At 64.0% G+C, this 14,654-nt stretch carries 15 protein-coding genes; 2 read left to right on the top strand and 13 right to left on the bottom strand.

Going from position 1 to position 14,654, the window contains the following annotated elements; all coding sequences use genetic code 11:
* Positions 1-95: 95 nt before the first annotated feature.
* Positions 96-440: a DNA-directed RNA polymerase subunit omega gene (gene rpoZ, locus V6M50_RS10130; RefSeq protein WP_332818438.1), complete on the top strand. Its 345-nt coding sequence runs from the start codon at positions 96-98 to the stop codon at positions 438-440.
* 57 nt (positions 441-497) lie between these two features.
* Here the strand turns inward: rpoZ and V6M50_RS10135 are convergent, their stop codons facing one another.
* From V6M50_RS10135 to wecB, 12 genes are all read right to left on the bottom strand, one after another.
* On the bottom strand, positions 498-1,058 hold the full coding sequence (locus tag V6M50_RS10135) for a DUF3800 domain-containing protein (RefSeq protein ID WP_332818439.1): 561 nt from the start codon (positions 1,056-1,058) through the stop codon (positions 498-500).
* Positions 1,059-1,123: 65 nt separating this feature from the next.
* Positions 1,124-1,609, bottom strand: coding sequence for a hypothetical protein (locus tag V6M50_RS10140; protein ID WP_332818440.1), 486 nt, complete (start codon positions 1,607-1,609; stop codon positions 1,124-1,126).
* Positions 1,610-1,642: 33 nt separating this feature from the next.
* A complete protein-coding gene (locus V6M50_RS10145; RefSeq protein ID WP_332818441.1) occupies positions 1,643-2,029 on the bottom strand; it encodes a hypothetical protein in 387 nt (128 codons plus the stop codon).
* 62 nt (positions 2,030-2,091) lie between these two features.
* Positions 2,092-4,035 carry an ATP-dependent zinc metalloprotease FtsH gene (gene ftsH, locus V6M50_RS10150; RefSeq protein WP_332818442.1) on the bottom strand — a complete coding sequence of 648 codons (1,944 nt, stop codon included), beginning with the start codon at positions 4,033-4,035 and terminating at the stop codon, positions 2,092-2,094.
* Positions 4,036-4,116: 81 nt separating this feature from the next.
* Positions 4,117-5,121 carry a tRNA lysidine(34) synthetase TilS gene (gene tilS, locus V6M50_RS10155; protein WP_332818443.1) on the bottom strand — a complete coding sequence of 335 codons (1,005 nt, stop codon included), beginning with the start codon at positions 5,119-5,121 and terminating at the stop codon, positions 4,117-4,119.
* On the bottom strand, positions 5,075-6,013 hold the full coding sequence (locus V6M50_RS10160; RefSeq protein ID WP_332818444.1) for a tetratricopeptide repeat protein: 939 nt from the start codon (positions 6,011-6,013) through the stop codon (positions 5,075-5,077). Before V6M50_RS10160 ends, tilS begins: the two co-directional genes overlap by 47 nt.
* Positions 6,014-6,127: 114 nt before the next feature.
* The gene (locus V6M50_RS10165; RefSeq protein WP_332818445.1) at positions 6,128-6,994 is read right to left on the bottom strand and encodes a helix-turn-helix domain-containing protein; all 867 of its coding nucleotides are present in this window, start codon (positions 6,992-6,994) and stop codon (positions 6,128-6,130) included.
* Between the two features lie 140 nt (positions 6,995-7,134).
* Positions 7,135-8,436 carry an ATP-dependent protease ATPase subunit HslU gene (gene hslU / locus V6M50_RS10170; protein ID WP_332818446.1) on the bottom strand — a complete coding sequence of 434 codons (1,302 nt, stop codon included), beginning with the start codon at positions 8,434-8,436 and terminating at the stop codon, positions 7,135-7,137.
* 4 nt (positions 8,437-8,440) lie between these two features.
* Entirely contained in the window at positions 8,441-9,007 is a 567-nt protein-coding gene (gene hslV, locus V6M50_RS10175; RefSeq protein ID WP_332818447.1) for an ATP-dependent protease subunit HslV, read from the bottom strand.
* A 142-nt stretch (positions 9,008-9,149) separates the two neighbouring features.
* Positions 9,150-9,959 carry a class I mannose-6-phosphate isomerase gene (locus V6M50_RS10180; protein ID WP_332818448.1) on the bottom strand — a complete coding sequence of 270 codons (810 nt, stop codon included), beginning with the start codon at positions 9,957-9,959 and terminating at the stop codon, positions 9,150-9,152.
* 46 nt (positions 9,960-10,005) lie between these two features.
* On the bottom strand, positions 10,006-11,301 hold the full coding sequence (gene wecC, locus V6M50_RS10185; protein ID WP_332818449.1) for a UDP-N-acetyl-D-mannosamine dehydrogenase: 1,296 nt from the start codon (positions 11,299-11,301) through the stop codon (positions 10,006-10,008).
* Positions 11,291-12,406: a non-hydrolyzing UDP-N-acetylglucosamine 2-epimerase gene (gene wecB / locus V6M50_RS10190; protein ID WP_332818450.1), complete on the bottom strand. Its 1,116-nt coding sequence runs from the start codon at positions 12,404-12,406 to the stop codon at positions 11,291-11,293. Before wecB ends, wecC begins: the two co-directional genes overlap by 11 nt.
* A gap of 263 nt (positions 12,407-12,669) precedes the next feature.
* Between wecB and V6M50_RS10195 the strand changes: the two genes are divergently transcribed.
* A complete protein-coding gene (locus V6M50_RS10195) occupies positions 12,670-13,434 on the top strand; it encodes a metallophosphoesterase family protein (protein ID WP_332818451.1) in 765 nt (254 codons plus the stop codon).
* Positions 13,435-13,445: 11 nt separating this feature from the next.
* Here V6M50_RS10195 and V6M50_RS10200 read toward each other — a convergent pair whose 3' ends face one another.
* Positions 13,446-14,465: a GDP-mannose 4,6-dehydratase gene (locus tag V6M50_RS10200; RefSeq protein ID WP_332818452.1), complete on the bottom strand. Its 1,020-nt coding sequence runs from the start codon at positions 14,463-14,465 to the stop codon at positions 13,446-13,448.
* Positions 14,466-14,654: the final 189 nt, after the last annotated feature.

Consider the following 14,654-nt stretch of genomic DNA (forward strand, 5'->3'; position numbering starts at 1 on the left):
GCTTTGATTGACATCGGCGGGCCCGGCTGCTAGCGCGCAGCGCTTGCCGCCACGCCCCCAAAAAGGCTGGCCTCTCCTATATCTAAGGAAACAACATGGCCCGCGTTACCGTCGAGGATTGCGTCGACAAAGTTCCCAACCGTTTCGACCTGGTCCTGCTCTCCGCGCATCGCGCTCGCGAGATCTCGGGTGGTTCGGAGCTGACCATCGACCGGGACCGCGACAAGAACCCTGTCGTTGCGCTGCGCGAAATCGCCGAACAGACCGTGCGTCCCAAGGATCTCAAGGAAACGCTGATCGGCACGCTGCAGAAGGTTGTCGTTGACGATGACGATACGCCCGATGAAATCAGCTCGATCAGCCGTTCGGCCGAAGCGCTTCGCCTGACCGCCGCCGCGCCGCCGCGCAGCCCCGCGGGTGGTGGCAGCGACTTCGAATAAGCGCCGCGCACAATCGATCACCAAGGGGGGCCGCAGGAAACTGCGGCCCTTCTTGTTTCAAGGCAGCTGCGTGAGTTTGGCTACGCGAATCGCTTTCGATTCGAGCATCGGGTCGATGATTCGCTGGATCCGGTGCGCGCGCGGCGAGCCGACGGCAATGTTGAACAGGCTGTTGGCGATCACGTCGGCGATCTGGACCCCGTCGCTGCGTTGGCTGTCGGCGAGCGATGCACGCCCCCATTGGCCAAGTCCCGCCTGAATGTCTTCGCGGACATGCGCGAGAATGGTGGGATCATAGCGCCCGTCGTCGATCACCACATCGGTGCAAACGCCGCCCGTTTCAGGGAGCCAGCGCGCGATCGCAAGGTTCAGGAGCGCCGCATAAAGCGCAAGGTCGCTGGGGAGGGTCCCACCCGGATTTTGGGCGAGCTTGTCGCGCGCGGCGACGGCGATCCAGGCGCGGCCGCCGGCGCGGTCGAACAGTTCGAGCAGATAGGCGCGCTCGACGATGCTGATGCGGCTGCCCTTCAGTTCGCCCCGCAACCCGGTGACGTCACGAAAGCGAGCATGGATTTCGGCGGCGGCCTTGGGTGTCAGCATCACGGCCGAAAAGGTCATCGCGCCCGCGTTGAGACCACCCGATTCATCGCAATAGATGGTCATCGCCTAACGACGCCGCCCGATCATCGCACCCGCCCGAAAAAGGCGACGGAGCGGCTTTGGCCAGGGGAAATCGCGTCCCGCCAGAGCCAGCGGACATGCGTGACGTCTGCCGCTGCGGCGGCGCGCGGGCTCGCGCCTTCGACCGGCACGGTGAGAGCGGCCAGCGCGCCGAACGTTTTGCCGCCGTCGGTCGACACGCCGAAACCGGCCGTATTTGCGGTTTCGTCGAAAACCAGCCCGTCGGGAATGGGGTTGACCAGATTGACCCCCGCCGCTGGAGCCGCGCCCTGATTGGTGAAGGTGAGCGTCACGCGGACCCGGTCGCCCGGAACGACGACGTCGGGTGTGACATAGCTCTTGTTCGGCGCCTGGCCTTTGCTCGTCGGCACCAGTTTTTCGAGTTCGATCTTGCTTGTCAGCGCGCCGGTCCCCTGTGCCGCCGCGGGCTGGTCGGCGAGCGCGAGAATGACCGCAATGACCAGGGCGCTCCTCGCTTTATCGAACATCGCCGTCTCCTTCGTCGACCGCACCTTGGCGTATCAGTTGGGGCAGGGGTAGCGTTTCTTCATCAGCGCGTCGAATGCCGTGTTGATGCTCACCGTTTTTCGAACGGCCACGGGATAGGTCCGAAGATGCGCGAGCCATTGGTCGGGGGTCAGGGTGCCCGATTCGGGCGGGCAGCTTGTCGTCTTGCGACCGGCGCGGCGGGCGGCGTCGATCCCTGCCTTATAGCGTTTGCCCGCCGCAACCACTTCGCCTTTCAGCTGGTTGCCCTGCGGCGTGGCGAGCGCCAGCGGACCCAGCCGCGAAATCGAATCCGCGCGCATCAGGAAGGCCGCGACGCTCATGTCGCCAGGCGCCATGCCGCAAAGCAGGGATGCGGCAAGCAGGGCGGGCAAGATGCGCGCGCGTTTCCCGATGGTCATGCGCGCCAAATTGCCCCCAGCCAATGAAGTGTCCCTGAATCGAAGGGCCTGGGCCGTGTAGCCTAGGCGCCTTGGGGATTGGCGTCGCCGAAGGGGCGCGGCTTGCGCTTGATCTGCGGAATCGAGCCGGCATGGCCGTGAACCGGCGTACCGCGCTTGTCGGCGTCATCTTCGCGGCCGATGTCCTCGCCCTTGATCGCGCGCTTCGATTCTTCGCCCGACAGCGTCTCATATTCGAGCAGCGCGCCCGCGAGCAGGTGAAGCTCGTCGAGGTGATCGGTGAGTACCTTGCGCGCGACGGTCTCGCCTTCCTCGACCAGCCGGCGAACCTCGGCGTCGATCAGACGCGCCGTGTCCTCGGACATATTCTGCGCGCGTGACACGCTGTGACCCAGGAATACCTCGTCCTGATTGTCGCGATAACGCAGCCAGCCGAGCTTTTCCGACATGCCATATTCCATGACCATCGAGCGGGCCATTTCGGTCGCCTGCTGGATGTCGTTCGACGCGCCGGTGTTGAGCTCGTCCTGGCCGTAGATCAGCTGTTCGGCAATGCGGCCGCCGAAGCAGAGCGCGAGCCGCGCCTTCATCTGCTTCATATTGGTCGAATAGCGGTCGCGTTCGGGAAGGTTCCACGTCACGCCCAGCGCGCGGCCGCGCGGGATGATCGTCACCTTGTGGAGCGGATCGCAGCCATCGACGTGCAGCGAGACGAGCGCATGGCCGGCTTCGTGATAGGCGGTCGACTTCTTTTCGTCCTCGGTCATGACCATCGAGCGGCGTTCGGCGCCCATCATGACCTTGTCCTTGGCCTCTTCGAACTCGTCATTGGCGATCAGGCGTTTGCCCTTGCGCGCGGCGAGCAGCGCGGCTTCGTTGCAAAGATTAGCCAGATCGGCGCCCGAGAAGCCCGGCGTTCCGCGCGCAACACGGCGCAGGTCGACGTCGGGTGCGAGCGGTTTCTTGCGCGTGTGGACCTCGAGGATCTTCTGACGGCCCTCGATGTCGGGGCGCGGCACGACCACCTGGCGGTCGAAGCGGCCCGGACGCAGGAGCGCGGGGTCGAGCACGTCGGGGCGGTTGGTTGCCGCGACGATGATGATGCCCTCGTTCGCCTCGAAGCCGTCCATTTCGACGAGCAGCTGGTTCAGCGTCTGTTCGCGCTCGTCATTGCCGTTGCCGAGGCCGGCGCCGCGATGGCGGCCGACCGCGTCGATTTCGTCGATGAAGACGATGCACGGCGCGTTGCGCTTGGCTTGTTCGAACATGTCGCGGACGCGCGATGCACCGACGCCGACGAACATTTCGACAAAGTCCGAACCCGAAATGGTGAAGAAGGGAACGCCGGCCTCACCCGCGATCGCGCGGGCGAGCAGCGTCTTGCCGGTGCCGGGCGAACCGACGAGCAGCGCGCCCTTGGGAATCTGGCCGCCGAGTTTCGAAAATTTGGTCGGATCTTTCAGGAATTCGACAATTTCCTCGAGTTCCTCGCGGGCTTCGTCGATGCCCGCGACATCGTCGAAGGTCACACGGCCCTGCTTTTCGGTCAGCATCTTGGCGCGCGATTTGCCAAAGCCCATCGCGCCCGAGCCATTGTTCTTCTGCACCTGGCGAAAGACGAAGAAGGCGATGCCGAGGATCAGCAGGAAGGGCAGCGACTGCATGAGCAGGTAAACCCAGAGATTGCCCGTGTCGGGCGCCTTGCCGTCATATTTGACGCCATTGTCGTTGAGCAGCTTGAGCAGATCGGGATCGCGCACAACATTGGCGCTGAAGCGGTCGCCGTTCGACAGCGTGCCGATTGCCTTGTCTTCGGACAGGACAACCTCCTTGACGCTGCCTTCCTGGATCTTTTGCCGGAACTCGGAATAGGCAAGCGGATTGCCAGCGGGCTGCGAAGCGCCACCGAACATCGAGGCGACGAGGAGCATGGCAAGCAGGATGCCGCTCCAGATCATCACGCTCTTCATCCAGGGATTGCCCTGCGGTTCCTTGTCGTCCTGCATGCGGATTCTTTCCTCAACGGCGCGCCACTGCGCTCCTATCCCCACAAGATAGGATAATCGCGTTAAATGACAATGAGCCAATCAGCCCTTTTTGGGCGCTTTCCGGCGCGGCGCAGCAGAAATGCGCCAAATCGTCCCTTCAAGGCCGCGGACCGGATCGATCAGCAGCGCGCCGACCATCGCCCGCCGGCCTGCGTGCATCGCCGCGATCACGCCGTCGAGCGACGCGCCACGCAAGGCCAGTTGCGGCGCGTTCGCGCGCAGCCGCTGCGCGACGATGCGGCGAAACATCTCGGGCGGATACCCGGCGTCGCGGATCACTGCGATGTTGGAAGCATCGGGCCAGGATGCGATCAGCCGCTCGACTGCCCAGTCGAGCGCCTCGTCGGCTTCGGCGAGCCAGCCGGCTGAGCGCGCTGCCGCTGCGGGATCGAGCGCGGATTGCGACTTCAAGGCATGACGCAGCCGCGCCCGGTCGAAACGGTTGTCGCTGTTCGACGGGTCGTCGACGAAGGGCAGGTCGTGGTCGAGCGCCAGGTGAACGAGATCGCTCCGCCGCCAGTGGAGCAGCGGGCGCAGGACGACACCGTTGCGCGCACGAATCGCGGCAAGGCCGCCGACGCCGCTGCTGCGGTTGAGCCGCATGACCATCGTTTCGAGCTGGTCGTCGGCATGATGTGCGGTGACGATATGGTCGAGCGCATTGGCATCGCGCCACTGCTCGAGCAGACGGTAGCGCTCGGTTCGCGCCGCGGCTTGCTGCGATCCCTTGATCGGCGTCGGCGGGCGCAACGTCGAATGCGGGATATGTTCGCGATTACAGAAGCTTGCAACCATCCGCGCTTCTTCGTCCGAACCTTTGCGCAGCCCATGATCGACCGTCGCCGCCCAGACCTGTCCGGGCAGCAGCGACGCCATCAGCCAGAGCAGTGCCATGCTGTCGGGTCCGCCAGAGACGGCAACGCCATAATGGAAGCGTTGCCAGTCGGGCCCGACGAGTGCGGCGAGATCGCTGCCCAGTCGGCCGACGGAGTCGCGGTCAGCAGCCTGCTTTTGTTTTTGCGGCGGCTGCATCGGTCCGGACATCCTGCGGCGCCTTGTCGCCATAGACTTCTTCGAGTTCGCGGAACGCCTTGCAGGCGTCGGCCTTGCGTCCGAGCTTGTCGAGCGCGACACCCATGTACATCAGGCTGTGCGGCGCGCGCGCCCCGCTCGGGCGATCCTTGTAATTATTATAGAAAGCGACGGCGGCGAGGCTCGGCTTGCCTTCATCCAGATAGGCGCGGCCGAGCAGATTCTGGGCAAAGCTCGCCTGGCTGCTCTTGGGCCATTTGGTCACAACCTGCTTCAGCTGCACCTGCGCCTCGGGATAGAGTTTGGCTTCCCACAAGCGATAGCCATAGTCGTAGGCGTCCTTGGTCTCGTTGCCGGACGCCGGAACCTCGATCTTCTTGACGAGCGCGAGCCGCGCGGCGTCGGGTGTGGTTGTCGCGGGCTTGGCGGCAGGCTTTTTCACCGGCGTCGCCGCCACGGTGGATGTCGTCGCGGGCGGTTTTACCGTCGGCGTCAGGCCGGCAGGCGTCGCGACCGCTGCGGCAGCCGCCGGATCGGCAAATCTTTTGTCCATTTCCGCCTTATAGGCGGTGAACTGTTTTTCGAGTTCGCGCAGCTGGAAGGCATTTTGTTCGGTCTGGCCGGTCAGCGTCTGCAGCTGATTCTCCAACGCGTCGACGCGCGCGGTCAGGTCGATCACCGGTGCGTTGCTGCGTGCGCGTTCGCCGGGCGTGTTGTCGGGCGCGATCTCGCCCTCGAAAAAGGTCGGGCTGCCGCCGGGGAAGACCGAGCGCTGAACCGCCCGCATTTCCTTTTCGAGCCGCTCGACCCGCTTGTCGATCGCCCCCTCCTGCGCCGCCGCGGGCATCGTGGCCGCGAGCGCAATCGTTGCTGCTCCGAGTAAAGTGATCTGACGCATCATCATCTGCCGTTAGGTCCCCACCAATTAACCATTTCGCCGTTCATAACGCGCCAAAGTGCAGCAGCGCAAACCCATTTCGGCGCGCCGCCGCTTCAGCCGGCCCGAATGATGGCCGATTTAACCCTTTGGCTGCGGCTGTGCAGCTGTTGTCGGCGCGCTCGGCGTGCCGCTGCCTTCGGCGCGCGCGACGAGGTCGGCGGGCTTTAGCGAGACGCCCTTGACCAGCGTGTCGGCAGGACCGACCGGACCGATGTCGCGACCCCCGACGGTGACCTTCAGCGCCTGCGGGATACTCGTGCGCAGTGTGAACTGGTCGATATAGGCCGGTGGGACCTGATAGGCTTCACCCGCGTCGAGTGTGCGCCAATTTTCGGTCTTGCCCTGTGCATCGTCGAAACCGATCCAGACTTCGGATATACCGGTCAGCACGACGGGGGCGTTGGCGGCGGTGGCGGACGTCGTCGCGCCAGCCTGCGTCGACGGAGCAGGAGCGGTATCGCCCTGCGGGGCTTCCGACGCATCCGCGGCGCGATTCTGCGCCGCGATCAGCGCTTCGTCGGGTTCGATCGACAGGAAGCGCCAGACGCCATAGGCCGACGCCAGCAACAGGGTGACAATGACGAGCGTCCAGGTCAGCCGCGCGGTCGGCAGGCGCGCCGGATCGGTCGGTTCATAGGCTTCGTAGAGCGGGCGCGAGCCATAGGCATCGTCTTCGAGCTCGCGGCGAACAGCGGCGCCGATCTCGGCTTCGGGGAGGTCGACGGCGCGCGCATAGGCGCGCGCGAAACCGGTGACATAGGTGCGCCCGGGAAGCTCGGAAAAATCCGACTTCTCGATCGCGGCCAGATGGCGCTGGGTGATCCGCGTCCGCGTCGCCACATCGGCGAGCGACAGTCCCGCAGCCTCCCGCGCCAGCCGAAGCCGATCGCCGGTGCGCGTGATCGCCAACTCGCCCTGCTCCGGGGCGACCTCCTCATCTTCCATTACTGTCTCCGTGCCGGTCGGTTGCAACCCAGTCTGACCGTGTCACCCGTTCATCGCACTGACGACGCGCGAAAGTCAAATGAAGTTCGGTAAACGAGCGGCTGAAAAGATACAGATTTGGGATTGTTGGTGGGGATCGATCAGAGGACGTATTTGCTGAGGTCGGTATCGCCCACGATGTCCGCGAGTTGCTTGTCTACATAGGCGGCATCGATGTCGAGCGTCGTGCCATGGAGGTCTTCCGCGCCAAAACTGACCTCCTCGACCAGCCGCTCCATGATCGTTTGGAGGCGCCGCGCGCCGATATTTTCGACGCGCTCGTTGACCTCGGCCGCGAGCTTGGCGACGCGCGCGATCGCATCGTCGGTGAAGGAGAGCGTCACGCCCTCGGTGCCGAGCAGCGCCGCATATTGTTCGGGAAGTCCGGCCTTGGTCTCGCTGAGGATGCGGACGAAATCGGCTTCGCTCAGCGCGCTCAGTTCGACGCGGATCGGCAGGCGCCCCTGGAGTTCGGGGAGCAGGTCGCTCGGTTTGGCGACATGGAAGGCGCCCGACGCGATGAAGAGGATATGGTCGGTTTTCATCGGACCATATTTGGTCGCGACCGTCGTGCCCTCGATCAGCGGCAGCAGGTCGCGCTGCACGCCTTCGCGGCTCACCGATCCGCCGCGCACGTCGCTGACGGCGATCTTGTCGATTTCGTCGAGGAAGACGATGCCGTTCGCTTCGGCATCGGCGAGCGCGATGCGCGCGACATCGTCCTGGTCGAGACGCTTGTCCTGTTCTTCCTCGATCAGCCGCGTCGCGGCTTCGATAACCTTCAGCTTGCGGCGCTTCTTCGGCGCGCCGCCCATCGCCTTGCCGAGCATATCGGACAGGTTGATCATGCTCATCTGTCCCGGCTGACCCGGCAGCTCGAACGGCATGTTCGGGGCGTCGGCAACCTCGATCTCGACCTCGCTATCGTCGAGATGCCCTTCGCGAATGCGCTGGCGAAAACTCTGGCGCGTTGCCTCGCTCGCGCCCTTGCCGGTCAGCGCATCGAGCAGGCGTTCCATGGCCGCTTCTTCGGCGGCGGCGCGCACCGCTTCGCGGCGGCGATCCTTCTCGAGCCGCACGGCTTCCTCGACGAGGTCGCGGGCGATCTGTTCGACATCGCGGCCGACATAGCCGACCTCGGTGAATTTGGTTGCCTCGACCTTGATGAATGGGGCGTCGGCCAGCTTTGCAAGGCGGCGCGAAATCTCGGTCTTGCCGCAGCCCGTCGGGCCGATCATCAGGATATTCTTGGGGCTCACTTCGTCGCGAAGGTCGGACGACAGCTGCTGGCGGCGCCAACGGTTGCGAAGCGCCACCGCGACGGCGCGCTTGGCGGCATCCTGGCCGATGATATGCGTGTCGAGGGCGGCGACGATCGCCTTGGGAGTCAGGTCCTTGTTCATATGATTATGCCTGGATTTCGATGGTTTCTTGGGTGAACTGGTCGTTGGTGTAGACGCAGATGTCGGCTGCGACCTCCATCGCTTTGCGGACCAGCACTTCGGGGTCTTTTTCATAATCGACGAGCGCGCGGGCCGCCGACAGGGCGAAATTGCCGCCCGACCCGATCGCCGCGATCCCGCCCAGCGGTTCGAGCACATCGCCGGTGCCGGTGATGACCAGCGTTACTTCCTTGTCGGCGACGATCATCATCGCCTCAAGGTTTCGGAGATATTTGTCGGTGCGCCAATCCTTGGCGAGCTCGACCGCGGCGCGGAGCAGCTGGCCATTATGGCGCTCAAGCTTGGCCTCGAGCCGTTCGAACAGTGTAAAGGCGTCGGCGGTCGCGCCGGCGAAGCCGCCGATGACGCTGCCGTCGTGGAGGCGGCGTACCTTGCGGGCGTTGGGTTTCATCACCGTCTGGCCCATCGATACCTGGCCGTCGCCGATGATGACGACCTTGTCGGCGCTGCGGGCGGAAAGGATGGTGGTTCCGTGCCAGGGCGCGGCACGGTGCGCATCGGGTTCGCTCATGACGCCGGATATGGGAGATAGCGCGCGGGGTCGCAAGGGGAGGGTGTATCCGTCGCCCCCGCGAAGGCGGGGGCCGCAATCGGCCTTAGTCGGCCGCGAAGGCGTAAACCTCCAGCGGCCCCCGCCTTCGCGGGGGCGACGGCTATTGGGCAGACCAGGTCAGAAGCGCGCGAGCGCCTTGATCGATCTCGATGGCCGATGGATCGGTCAACACCACGGCTTCGCCCAATGCGACGATTTCGCCCGCCACGCGGCAACCCGGGGACAGCGGGACGAAAGTGAATTCCCCCGTCGCCTGATGGAGCAGTGCCGGGTCTAGCGGCGCGGCGAGCTGCGCGAGATAGAAATGCGGCCCGCTGACGAGCATCCTGTTTTCGTCCGGATCGACGACACCGTCGCGCGGATCGTGCACCGGGCCGGGGGTCGAAACCTTCAGCCCTTCTTCGAGGTGCAACTCGCGCGGGCGGCCATAATCGTAAAGCCGATAGGTACAGTCGACATTCTGCTGAACCTCGACGACGGTCAGCCCGCCGCCGATCGCGTGGATCGTGCCCGCGCGGTTATAGACGAAGTCGTTTGCCTTGCTCGGCCGCCAGTCGATCATGTCGACGATCGACCCGTCGAGCGCGGCATCGTGCAGTTTTTCGCGCGTCGTTTCGTGTGTCAGCCCGACCCCCAGTTCGCCGTCGGGTTCGGCGTTCAGGATCAGCCAGCATTCCTCCTTGCCGCGCGCAAAACCGGCTGCCCGCGCCGCTTCGTCGCCCGGATGAACCTGGATCGACAGCCGTTCCGACGTGAAGAGGAATTTGACCATGATCGGCGCGGCGTCGCCGGCGGGGTTCGAAAACCAGATCTCGCCGATCCGGCGACCGCCGAAATCGCCGAACGCGCGCGGAATGTCGGTGCGACCCCAGGGCTTCTCGATGATGATGGTTTCAAGGCGTGTCAGCATGCTCCGACCATGTGGAGCGCCGGGCGGAGCGTCAAGCCATGCTGCGTCAGGCCGCGCGGTGAAGGCGATTGCCGCCTGCTGCGTTCGGCTGATCGAGCCAGAGGCCGCGCGTGTCGTAGACGATCTTGTCGGCGCGCTCCTCGATCGGGATCGATTTGAACAGCTCATGGTCGACGAGCACGATCAGAACGTCGCAAACGGCGAGCGCGGTATCGAGGTCGATCAGCTCGGCGCCCGTGCCCGCGAACTCCATCGGCAGGCCGCGCGCGTAAGGCTCGACGATCGCGATCTGCTTGCCGAAACGGCGCGCGAGCGCCGCCGCGACCTCGACCGCGGGGCTTTCGCGGAAATCGTCGATATTGGGCTTAAAGGCGAGGCCGAGACAAGCGACGCGCGCTTGCGGATGCTGCGACACCAGCATTTCGGCGGCGCCGATGACGTGCGCGGTCTTGGCAAGATTGACCTCGCGCGCGGTGCGGATCAGGCGGCTGTGGTCGGGCGCACCATGGACAAGAAACCAGGGGTCGACCGCGATGCAGTGGCCGCCGACGCCGGGGCCGGGCTGGAGGATGTTCACGCGCGGGTGACGATTGGCGAGGCGGATCACCTCCCACACATCGACCCCCATCTCTTCGGCCATCATCGACAGTTCGTTGGCGAAGGCGATGTTGACGTCGCGGTAGCTGTTTTCGACCAGCTTCACCATTTCGGCGGCGCGCGCCGATGTCGTGACGCAGGCGCCGCGGACGAACTGGCGATAGAAGGTCATCGCACGGCGGGCGCAACGCGGGGTGATCCCGCCGATGCAGCGGTCGTTGTCGACGAGCTCGACGAGGATGCGCCCCGGAAGCACGCGCTCGGGGCAATAGGCGATGAAGATGTCGGCGGCGCCGGTGCAGGCACCCGGAACCTTGAGGTCGGGGCGCAGTTCGGCGATCAGCTGCGCGACCTTTTCGGTCGTGCCGACGGGGGAGGTCGATTCGAGGATCACGAGATTGCCGGCCTCGAGCACCGGCGCGATCGCGCGTGCGGCCGAGAGGACGTGGCTGATGTCGGGGCGATGTTCTTCGTCGTGCGGCGTCGGTACCGCGATGACGAAGGTGTCGGCGGGCGCAACGCTGGTCGAAGCGACGAGCGCGCCGCGCGAAACGACGCCCTGGACGAGGCCATCGAGGTCGACTTCCTCGATATGCACTCTGCCGCTGTTGACGGTGTCGACGACGTTCTGGCTGACGTCGACGCCGGTGACCTTGCAGCCCGAGCGCGCGATCAGCGCCGCGGTCGGAAGGCCGATATAGCCGAGCCCGAGGACCGTGACCTTCTGTTCGGTATCAATGGGCACGCGCAACAATCTCCGCAATCTGTTTTGCCGCCGTGCCGTCACCGAAGGGATTATGGGCGCGGGCCATGGCCGAATAGGCGTCCTTGTCGTCCAAAAGCTTGAAAATTTCGGAAACAATAACCTCTTTATCGGTTCCGACAAGCCGCGCGGTGCCGGCTTCTATCCCCTCGGGGCGTTCGGTCGTCTCGCGCATCACCAGCACCGGCTTGCCGAGCGATGGCGCCTCTTCCTGCACCCCGCCGCTGTCGGTCAGCACCAGTTCGGACGTCGCAAGCAGGCGGACGAAATGCGGATAGTCGAGCGGATCGATCAGCGCGACATTGTCCAGCGTGCCAAGAATCGGCTCCATCGCGCTGCGCACATGCGGATTGGGATGAACCGGAAAGACAACCGCAACTTCCGGACGCGCGGCGATTGCGGCGATCGCGTCGGCGATGGCCTTCATCCCGTCGCCGAAATTCTCGCGCCGGTGCGAGGTGACGGCGATGATCCTTTTGCCGGAAAAACGCGCCACCAGCGGATCGAGCCCGGCGGCGAGCGCGGGTTCTTCATCGATCCGCGCTTTGGTGGCGAGGAGGGCGTCGATCACGGTGTTACCGGTGATATGGATGCGGTCGGCGGGCACATTCTCGGCGCGGAGCGCGGCCGCCGCCGTCTCTGTCGGCGCGAAATGCAGGTCGGCGACCGCGCCGGCGACCTTGCGGTTCACTTCCTCGGGCCAGGGGTGGTAGATATTGCCGCTGCGCAGTCCCGCTTCGACGTGGCCGACGGGTATTTTGCGGAAATAAGCCGAAAGCGTTGCGGCCATCGTCGTCAAGGTGTCGCCGTGAACGAGGATACGATCTGGCTTTTCGGCGTCGAAGGTTTCGCCGAGGCCGGTCACCAATCGCGCGAAAAGCGCGTCGAGCGTCTGATTCGCCTGCATGACGTCAAGGTCGATGTCGGGCGTGATGCGCGCGATTTCGAGCACCTGGTCGAGCATCTGGCGATGCTGCGCGGTGACGCAGACGCGCGCGTCGATCTCGCTTCGCTGCTGGAGCGCGTGGACGACGGGGAACATCTTGATGGCTTCCGGGCGAGTGCCGAAGACCGTCATGACTTTCATTTTTTGCGACTCCCGCATCTTGACGTCGTGAAGCTACTGGCTAGCTGGCTAATGGCCGATTAGGCGACAAAGCTTGCGACACCCTTAAGCTCATCCGCTGCCTTTTAAAATCAGGCGTATGCGTCAGGAACGACCGTCCCACGATTTGCGTATATTTGGGTATATATTGTCACCGCCCATTTGCACGGCTAGGGGACCGGAGAGGGTCTGGAGCACGCTTTCATGGCGTTGGCGCCGGGTTGTTTGGATCGGTTCATTGGGTCATGTTTTGGAAGCGTAAGAGCAAAGTCGCCGAACCCGAACGGAGCTGCTTTGTCATTCCCGAAGGGCGGCGTGTCTACGCCATCGGCGATATTCACGGGCGCGACGATTTGTTCGCCGAACTGATCGAGCAGATCCGCGCCGATAACGCATCGCGGACACCGCGGCCCGTTACCATCATCCTGCTCGGCGACCTTGTCGATCGCGGCCCGCAGTCGGCCGAAGTGGTCGAACGGGCGATTGGCCTGCGCAACGAGTTTCCCGATACCCGCCTGCTGATCGGCAATCATGAAGAATGTTTCCTTGCTGCGCTGACCGGTGACGTGCGCCGGCTGCGCTACTTCATGCGGATTGGCGGCGAGGCGACGGTGCGCAGTTATTGGAACGACGAGGCGAACTTGGCCGAAGCGAGTTTCGAGGAGGTGGCGAAGCGGCTGCCGGCGCTGGTTCCTGCGGCGCATGTCGAATTTCTGGGCAACGGCGAGGATGTCATCGAAATCGGCGACTATGCCTTTGTCCACGCCGGTGTCCGTCCGGGTGTCCCGCTCAACAAGCAGGGGCTTTCCGACCTCCGCTGGATTCGCGACGACTTCCTCGAGGACGACCGCGATCACGGCGCAATGATCGTGCATGGCCATACGATCTGCGAGAATGTCGACGAATGGCCCAACCGGATCGGGATCGACACCGGGGCGTACAAAAGCGGCAAACTGACCGCTATCGGCCTTGAAGGCACAGCGCGCTGGTATCTGGCAACCGGCGCCTGATCGCCTCCGCGCTAGCGGTTGACGTGATAGTCGCGAAACCAGTCGACAAACCGCGGAACGCCCTCGGAGATTTGCGTCGTCGGTGTATAACCGAGTTCTTCCTGGATCGCGGTGATGTCGGCAAAGGTTTCGGGGACGTCGCCGGGCTGCATGGGCAACATGATCTTTTCGGCGGCGCGGCCGCAGGCCTGCTCGATCAGTTCGATTAGCAACCCGAGTTCCTCGGCTCGGTGATTGCCGATATTATAAATCCGATGCGGTGCGACACTGCCCCCTGCCTTCATCGCCCCGTCGTCGGCGGGCGGATTGTCGAGGCTTGCGATAATTCCTGCAACAATGTCACCTATGTAGGTGAAATCGCGCCGCATTTTTCCGCCATTGAATATCTTGATCGGGCGACCCGAAAGAATCGCGTCGGTAAACAGCCACATCGCCATGTCCGGACGCCCCCAAGGCCCATAAACGGTGAAAAATCGGAGCCCGGTCAACGGCAGGCGATAAAGATGGGCGTAAGTTTCGCTCATTAGCTCGTCGGACTTCTTTGTCGCCGCATAAAGTGACATCGGATGGTCGACCCGGTCCGACACCTTGAACGGGATACTCTCGTTCCCGCCATATACCGAAGAGCTGGATGCGTAGATGATATGGCTCGAACCACGATGCCGGCCGAGTTCCAGGATATTGAGGTGGCCGACGAGATTTGATCGGACATAGGCGTGCGGATTGTCGATCGAGTGGCGTACGCCAGCTTGGGCGCCGAGATGGGCGATCCGGTCGAACGGCCTGGTGGCAAGGGCGGCCTCCAGCGCCTCCATGTCCGAAAAATCGAGCTTGACGAATTCGAACCGGTCGCCGCCGACCGCCCGCAACCGTTGCACTCGCCGCTCTTTGAGCTCTACCGAATAATAGTCGTTGACGTTGTCGATGCCGATGACGGCATCACCGCGGGCAAGCAGCCGTTCCGCCAGCGCCATACCGATGAATCCGGCCACGCCGGTGACGAGGATAGGCGTGCACTGGTTCGCGCTCATCGCTCTTGCCTATTCCCTTTCGTCTTGTCCCGTACTCCCGGACCGTTTGCGCCTATTCATATTCTTAACGCGCGTAAACAGGAGAAGGCACCGCGGGTAGCGCCGGGGTGCCGCAGAACCTTGGGGAAGCCGTCGGGTTGCGCTAGAGGGTTCGGTGTCAGGCAAAACGGGGGCAGCGGAACTGATGTT

Source organism: Sphingopyxis sp. (genome assembly GCF_036675685.1).
Classification (GTDB): Bacteria; Pseudomonadota; Alphaproteobacteria; order Sphingomonadales; family Sphingomonadaceae; genus Sphingopyxis.

What these genes read in the sequence shown, in the direction of transcription:
- rpoZ (WP_332818438.1), top strand. Translation starts at nt 96, where the DNA reads ATGGCCCGCGTTACCGTCGAGGATTGCGTCGACAAAGTTCCCAACCGT.
- V6M50_RS10135 (WP_332818439.1), bottom strand. Translation starts at nt 1,058, where the DNA reads ATGACCTTTTCGGCCGTGATGCTGACACCCAAGGCCGCCGCCGAAATC.
- V6M50_RS10140 (WP_332818440.1), bottom strand. Translation starts at nt 1,609, where the DNA reads ATGTTCGATAAAGCGAGGAGCGCCCTGGTCATTGCGGTCATTCTCGCG.
- V6M50_RS10145 (WP_332818441.1), bottom strand. Translation starts at nt 2,029, where the DNA reads ATGACCATCGGGAAACGCGCGCGCATCTTGCCCGCCCTGCTTGCCGCA.
- ftsH (WP_332818442.1), bottom strand. Translation starts at nt 4,035, where the DNA reads ATGCAGGACGACAAGGAACCGCAGGGCAATCCCTGGATGAAGAGCGTG.
- tilS (WP_332818443.1), bottom strand. Translation starts at nt 5,121, where the DNA reads ATGTCCGGACCGATGCAGCCGCCGCAAAAACAAAAGCAGGCTGCTGAC.
- V6M50_RS10160 (WP_332818444.1), bottom strand. Translation starts at nt 6,013, where the DNA reads ATGATGATGCGTCAGATCACTTTACTCGGAGCAGCAACGATTGCGCTC.
- V6M50_RS10165 (WP_332818445.1), bottom strand. Translation starts at nt 6,994, where the DNA reads ATGGAAGATGAGGAGGTCGCCCCGGAGCAGGGCGAGTTGGCGATCACG.
- hslU (WP_332818446.1), bottom strand. Translation starts at nt 8,436, where the DNA reads ATGAACAAGGACCTGACTCCCAAGGCGATCGTCGCCGCCCTCGACACG.
- hslV (WP_332818447.1), bottom strand. Translation starts at nt 9,007, where the DNA reads ATGAGCGAACCCGATGCGCACCGTGCCGCGCCCTGGCACGGAACCACC.
- V6M50_RS10180 (WP_332818448.1), bottom strand. Translation starts at nt 9,959, where the DNA reads ATGCTGACACGCCTTGAAACCATCATCATCGAGAAGCCCTGGGGTCGC.
- wecB (WP_332818450.1), bottom strand. Translation starts at nt 12,406, where the DNA reads ATGAAAGTCATGACGGTCTTCGGCACTCGCCCGGAAGCCATCAAGATG.
- V6M50_RS10195 (WP_332818451.1), top strand. Translation starts at nt 12,670, where the DNA reads ATGTTTTGGAAGCGTAAGAGCAAAGTCGCCGAACCCGAACGGAGCTGC.
- V6M50_RS10200 (WP_332818452.1), bottom strand. Translation starts at nt 14,465, where the DNA reads ATGAGCGCGAACCAGTGCACGCCTATCCTCGTCACCGGCGTGGCCGGA.